The 6,117-nt window shown below is 56.7% G+C and carries 5 protein-coding genes; 4 read left to right on the top strand and 1 reads right to left on the bottom strand.

Going from position 1 to position 6,117, the window contains the following annotated elements; genetic code table 11:
- A partial coding sequence (locus tag H4I99_RS24295; RefSeq protein ID WP_186663411.1) for a winged helix-turn-helix domain-containing protein occupies positions 1–141 on the top strand: 141 nt, incomplete at its 5' end.
- A gap of 143 nt (positions 142–284) precedes the next feature.
- Here H4I99_RS24295 and H4I99_RS24290 read toward each other — a convergent pair.
- The gene (locus tag H4I99_RS24290) at positions 285–2,444 is read right to left on the bottom strand and encodes a DUF1217 domain-containing protein (RefSeq protein WP_244625298.1); all 2,160 of its coding nucleotides are present in this window, start codon (positions 2,442–2,444) and stop codon (positions 285–287) included.
- A 363-nt stretch (positions 2,445–2,807) separates the two neighbouring features.
- Here H4I99_RS24290 and flhA point away from each other — a divergent pair, with 363 nt between their 5' ends.
- The 3 genes from flhA to H4I99_RS24275 are packed head-to-tail and all read left to right on the top strand — an operon-like array spanning position 2,808 to position 6,067.
- Positions 2,808–4,898, top strand: a complete 2,091-nt coding sequence (gene flhA, locus H4I99_RS24285) for a flagellar biosynthesis protein FlhA (protein ID WP_163903453.1) — start codon at positions 2,808–2,810, stop codon at positions 4,896–4,898.
- A complete protein-coding gene (fliR, locus tag H4I99_RS24280) occupies positions 4,895–5,647 on the top strand; it encodes a flagellar biosynthetic protein FliR (protein ID WP_163903452.1) in 753 nt (250 codons plus the stop codon). The genes flhA and fliR overlap by 4 nt, the downstream gene beginning before the upstream one ends.
- Positions 5,648–5,656: 9 nt before the next feature.
- The gene (locus H4I99_RS24275; protein WP_246225562.1) at positions 5,657–6,067 is read left to right on the top strand and encodes a hypothetical protein; all 411 of its coding nucleotides are present in this window, start codon (positions 5,657–5,659) and stop codon (positions 6,065–6,067) included.
- Positions 6,068–6,117: the final 50 nt, after the last annotated feature.

Genomic DNA, 6,117 nt, shown 5'->3' with positions numbered 1-6,117 from the left:
TACGGCATCTTCGACGAGGACGTCGAAGAAAACGTCGTCGAAAGCCATATCTCAAAGCTCAGAAAGAAACTGCGCAAAAAGCTCGGTTTCGATCCCGTCGATTCCAAGAGATTCCTCGGTTATTGCATCGACTGGAAGTAAGCAGGTTTCGGCAGCCCGGTTTTTCGCCGAAAGGCAAGTTAACCTGATGAGAAAACCGCGGCGATGAAGCGCTGCGGTTTTTTGTTTGCGCTAACAGAGGCAACCTGTTGCCATGCAGGATCGGGCCCGTGCCAACGGTTCCGTTACTTGGCGGAGAGTTGAGCGACTGCGAGCAGGGTATCGGCGCTGATCGAGTTTACTCCGCTCAGGACGGAGAGCGCGGCCGAATTGGTCGTACCGTTTTCGGTATCGTACAGCGCGGTGAAGCGCTTCACCAGTTTCTCGACGTATTCGGGATCCTGGAGCTTTTCGAGGTCGATGAACTTCTTAACGGTGCTCGCCTGCTTCTCCACGTCCTGGCTCGCGAAATAATCCGACATGCTGTATGCCGTGGTGAAAAATTCCTGCAGGGCCGTGTCGCCGAGAATATCATAGGCGCTGGTGATCGACGGAGCCATGCGCTGGAAATAGAGGGCCAGGCGAACGCCAGAGTTGGAATTGCCCTGTTCTTCCTCAAGGGTCTGGCGAAGATACCTGTTGACGGTTTCCAGTGTGTCTCCCCGCTGCTGGATCGTTCCGGCCGGTTCGGTCGAGAGGTTGCCGTCGGCATCAAAATTGAAGGAAGCCACGATTTCCGCGAAAGTGTTGTCGGAAAGCGAATTCACATAACTCTTCGGATCCGTCAGGTCGGATTCGAACATCTTACGCAAATCTTCGCTCTTCACGCTTTTCGGATCGATGCCCTTGGCCTCGAGCACGAAATTGGTCAAGCGGCTATTCGAAAGGAACTCGTCACGCGTGGAAATCGTTTCCATCTGCGTCTTGTAATATTCGATCTCCTTTTCGGCGGCGTCCTTGGCATCGGTGAGTTCCTTGCCCGTCAGGAAGCGTGCCTTTTGATCGGTATAGGCGGTAGCATAGCCATTGATGACGTTTTCCGACTGGACGAGAAGGGGAACTTCGGTTTCACCCTCCGAACTAAAATTGAAGGCCTTCACCAGATTGACGAACCGGTCGTCCTTTAGCGAATTGACGTAGCTCTTCTTGTCATCGACATCGCTCGCCAGAATCTTGCGCATCTTCGACTTTGTAACTTCGTTGGGATCGATACCGTAGGCGCGCAGGGCGACGTTCCAGATTTCCGTCACATCGTCATAGGTGTCGTTGTTGTTCGGATCGTCGTCGCTTTCATAGTAGTCGTTGTTGGTCGTGAGGAAGTCGTCGATGTTATTGACGGCTGCGATACGGGTTTCGAAATTGGACACGGCATCGTCGACCGCGGCCTTCTGGTCTTCCTGGAAAGCGGTCTTGTACCGTTTTGCCAGCGACGTGATCTGATCGCTGCTCAGGGCGCTTTCGCCCGTCGTCACCGTTCCGTCGGTCTCGAAGTTAAAATAATCCAGAAGTTCGGTATTGCCATATACCGAGGCGAAACTCGGGCTCGACATCAGGCTCGCGACGCTCGATGCCATGATCGTGTCACGCAGGTCGAAGGCTGTCTTGACGTAAGAGAGCAACCGCTTGTCCGACACCAGTTCGGTTGCCGTCGAAACGGAAGCGGCATTCTTCTCCCAGTAGGTCTGATTGGCGCTAAAGAGCAGGTCGGAGGGATAGGTCGAGGCGTTGTAGATGTAATCGAGGCGGCGGTTCTCGATCTCGTCTGCCGTCTGTATCGTGCCGTTAACACTACCGTCCGTGTTGAAACTGAACGAAGCGGCAAGCTTGCGCCAGGTGTCGCTACTGGCCTTGTTGGCTACGCTGTCCGGATCCGATAGATCGCTGGTCAGGACCTGCTTCAGATAGCTCTTCGAGGTGTAGGTTGCATCCAGCCCGAAGGATTCCAGCACGTAGCCACGCAACCGGCTGTCGCCGATCAACTGGTCGACGCTGGTGATGCTGCCGATTTTCTTCTCGTAATAATCAACTTCCGTCTGAATCGCCTTTTCTTCTACCTTGAACGAATCCTGATAGGAGGAAAGCAGGTCGTCCGTCTGAACGGAGGTCTGGGCCTTCTTCGTCTCGCCGGCGAAATTGAAGGCGGCGGCAAAATCCTGGTAGCGGGTATCGGTCAGGCTGTTGGCGAAGCTCGAATCGTCCGTCAGGTCGCTTTCAAGGATCTTCTTCATGAAGGCCTTGGCGTAGGTCATGTCCTCAAGGCCATAGGCCTTCATCGCATACGAAAAGAGTTTGTAATCGTTGACGAATTCGTCTACGGACGTGACGTTTCCGATGTTTTCCTCGTAATAGGCGGTATCTCGGGAGACTGTCGATTCGTTAGCGACCCGGGTCAACGAGGTCTTCATATCCCGGTTAACCAGGAGATAGCTCGTATAGGTCGAAAGCGTGGTCGTCGATGTCACCGGGAGCCCTTTCATATAGAAACGGCCACATCATGGCCTGCCCAAGGCGCCAACATCGCGCAATCATCCATGTAACCGCTTACGCCACAAATGTTAACAAATAGTTAACGGACCGTTTTCGGGCTTAACGATCGGCTAGGCGTTCGCAGAGCGACAAGACGATCTTGCGCCACTCTCGCGCAAGCTTCGACGTCTAGGCTCCGGGTTGGACTGGTTTGCCCTGCGAACAAAACGCATGGCGGGTGCCAGTTTCACATGAACGTGAAATCGAAGTCTTTGCTGATCTCATGACGAGACGGAGCAGGAATGGCCACTCCCCCTAGCGTTTTGACTATCCCGAAAGTTGCACCGCGCGGCCGCGATATCGGCTTTGCCCTCGGCATCGTGGTGATCCTTTGCATCCTCTTCCTGCCAATCCCGCCGTTCCTCATCGACATGGGTCTGGCCTTCTCGATCGCCTTCTCGGTGCTGATCCTGATGGTAGCCTTGTGGATCCAGCGACCGCTCGATTTCTCGTCCTTCCCGACGATTCTCCTGATTTCGACGATGGTTCGCCTGTCACTCAACATCGCCACGACGCGCGTGATCCTTTCCCATGGCCACGAGGGGCACGGGGCGGCGGGCGGTGTCATCGCAGGCTTTGCCAGCCTGGTTATGTCCGGCGACTTCGTCATCGGTCTTATCGTCTTCCTCATTCTGATCACGGTGAACTTCATCGTCATCACCAAGGGCGCGACCCGTATCGCGGAAGTCGGCGCCCGCTTCACCCTTGACGCCATCCCCGGAAAGCAGATGTCGATCGATGCCGATCTTTCGGCCGGCATCATCGATGAAAAAGAGGCCCAGCGCCGGCGCAAGGAACTGGAGGAGGAAAGCTCGTTCTTCGGTGCCATGGACGGTGCGTCGAAGTTTGTACGCGGCGATGCCGTGGCCGGCCTGATCATCACCGCCATCAACGTCTTCGGCGGCATCATCATCGGTTACTTCCGCCACGGTATGGAAATCGGCCAGGCGGCCGACGTCTTCGTCAAGCTTTCCGTCGGTGACGGTATCGTTTCGCAGATTCCGGCCCTCATCGTCTCGCTGGCCGCCGGCCTTCTCGTCACTCGCGGCGGCACGCTCGGCTCCACCGACCAGGCCGTTATCGGGCAGCTCAGCGGCTATCCGAAGGCCATGTCCGTCGCCGCTGTTCTGATGGCTGTCCTGGCGCTCATGCCGGGTCTGCCCTTCCTGCCGTTCATGTTCCTCGGCGGCATTCTCGCCTTCGGTTCCTGGTTCATTCCGCGCCAGATCGAGGCGGAAAACAAGGCGCTTCGCGAACAGGAAGAGAAGAAGGCGGTCCACAATCAGGAGGCGGAGCGCGACACCGTCAAGAACGTGCTGCGCACGACGGAGATCGAGCTGGCGCTCGGCAAGCACATCTCGCCGCGCCTCCTCGGCGCCCATCAGGAGCTTGCGTTCCGTGTCGGCAAGATGCGCAAGAAGTTCGCCGCGCAATACGGCTTCGTGGTTCCGGAAATCAAGGTCACCGACGACATCACCATTCCGGACAAGTCCTACCAGATCCGCATCCATGGAACGACGGTTGCCGCCAATACGCTACGTGTCGGCGAAGTCCTGGTCATCACCGGCAAGGGCCGCAAGCCGACCGTTCCTGGCGACGAAGTGCGCGATCCCGCCTTCGGCATGCCGGCGGTCTCGGTACTGGAAAACTTCGTTGAAGACCTCAAGCGCGAGGGCTTCCACCCGATCGACAACATCTCGACGCTTCTCACGCATGTGAGCGAGGTCATCCGCAATAACCTGCCGATGCTTCTGTCGTTCAAGGACGTGAAGATGTTGATCGAGCGGCTCGACCCGGAATACAAGAAGCTCGCCGACGAAATCTGCTCCTCGCACATGTCCTATTCCGGCCTGCAGGCGATCCTGAAGCTCTTGCTTGCCGAACGCGTGTCGATCCGCAACCTGCATCTGATCCTTGAAGCGGTTGCGGAACTCGCACCGCACCTGCGCAAGACCGAGCAGATAGTCGAGCACGTCCGCATCCGCATGGCACAGCAAATCTGCGGCGACCTTTCCGACAACGGCATTCTGCGCGTCGTCCGTCTGGGTACCAAATGGGACGTCATCTTCCAGCAGGCGATAAAACGCGACGCCAAGGGTGACGTGGTCGAGTTCGACATCGATCCGCGCCATGTCGAGGAGTTCAGCACGGAAGCCAGCAAGGTTATCCGTGAATTCATGGACGAAGGCCTGCCTTTCGTACTTGTAACGCTGCCGGAAACGCGCTCCTATGTGCGCATGATCACCGAACGGCTCTTCAGCACGCTGCCTGTCCTGTCGCACGTGGAATTGGCCAAAGGCACGGAAATCAAGATTCTCGGCTCCATTTCATGATTTCAGATCCGCAGGGGACCGTCATGGCGCTGTTTCTGGCATTCTGCCGGATCGGTGGTTGCATGATGACCATGCCGACCTTCTCCTCTGCGCGAATGCCGATGCAGATCAGGCTTTTCTTGTCGCTGTCGATGTCGATCGCACTCCTGCCCCTGTTCTGGGACATACTCTATCCCCGGGCGACCGGGGATATGGTCGTCTACGTGATGCTTATTTTTTCCGAGACGCTGACGGGCGTGATGTTCGGCCTGATTGCTCATCTTTACACGATGGGAATACAGTTCGCCGGCACCGTGATCGGCATGTCGATCGCCTTCAATTCGCAGCCGACTTCCGATCCACTGGATGATAGCTCGCAGAGCCATCTCACCACGCTAATGACCTTCGGTGCGCTGCTGGTTCTTTTCGCCACGGATTTCCATCATATCGTCATCAAGGCTCTCGCCGATTCCTATGAGGCTCTGCCAATCGGCCGGCTGATAGACCCGCAGCAGATGCTGATCAGCCTGACGGATACCATGAGCGCCACGTTCATCATCATGCTGCGGCTGGCGAGCCCGTTCCTGCTGTTCGGCCTGTTGTTCAACGTGGTCGTCGGTCTCATCAACAAGCTGGCGCCGCAGATACCGCTCTATTTCATTTCCACCCCCTACGCCCTCTTTGGCGGGCTGTTGCTTCTCTATTTCGCCATTGCTGCACTGCTGGACCAGTTCGCCCAGGCATTCGCGCCAATCTTCAACAACCTCTAGGGAACGTTCGTGGCCGAGGTCGAAAAATCGAAAAAGCTCAAGCGGCTCGTGGCAGTCCAGCGTCATGTCGAGAAGATGTCCGAGAACGAGCTTTCCATGGTCATTCGCGAACGCTCCGAGGTCGCGGAAGCGACGACGCGCACGGTCACGGTCATGACCTCGCTCGATCCGCTGCACAGGCCTCTTTCCCGACACTATCTCGAACGCTTCGCAAAGCTGACGAGCCGGGACAAGCAACTCGGCAATCTCCAGAGAGCCCAGGAAACCCGCCTCGCCAAGGAGCGGAAGAAGGGTGACAAGCTGGAAGAGAAGATGAAGGAGGCGCGGGAGGCCGAAACCCGGGTCGCAGACGACAACGCCGTCTACGATCTCATCGAAATGATCCTTGCGCTGAAAGACACCAGCCTCCAGCAAGGTTAGAGTGCGATTGTCGTCGAACTTGGAGCGTATTTCGATCCGATAGAATCGGG

It is taken from the genome of Paenirhizobium daejeonense (genome assembly GCF_014280875.1).
GTDB classification, from domain to species: Bacteria; Pseudomonadota; Alphaproteobacteria; order Rhizobiales; family Rhizobiaceae; genus Allorhizobium; species Allorhizobium daejeonense.
Note: the sequence above shows the minus strand (reverse complement) of the source record. Positions and strands in the feature narration are given on the sequence as shown.

Bases quoted from the DNA above. Each gene is read 5' to 3' on its own strand.
- H4I99_RS24290 (WP_244625298.1), bottom strand. From the start codon at position 2,444: ATGAAGACCTCGTTGACCCGGGTCGCTAACGAATCGACAGTCTCCCGA.
- flhA (WP_163903453.1), top strand. From the start codon at position 2,808: ATGGCCACTCCCCCTAGCGTTTTGACTATCCCGAAAGTTGCACCGCGC.
- fliR (WP_163903452.1), top strand. From the start codon at position 4,895: ATGATTTCAGATCCGCAGGGGACCGTCATGGCGCTGTTTCTGGCATTC.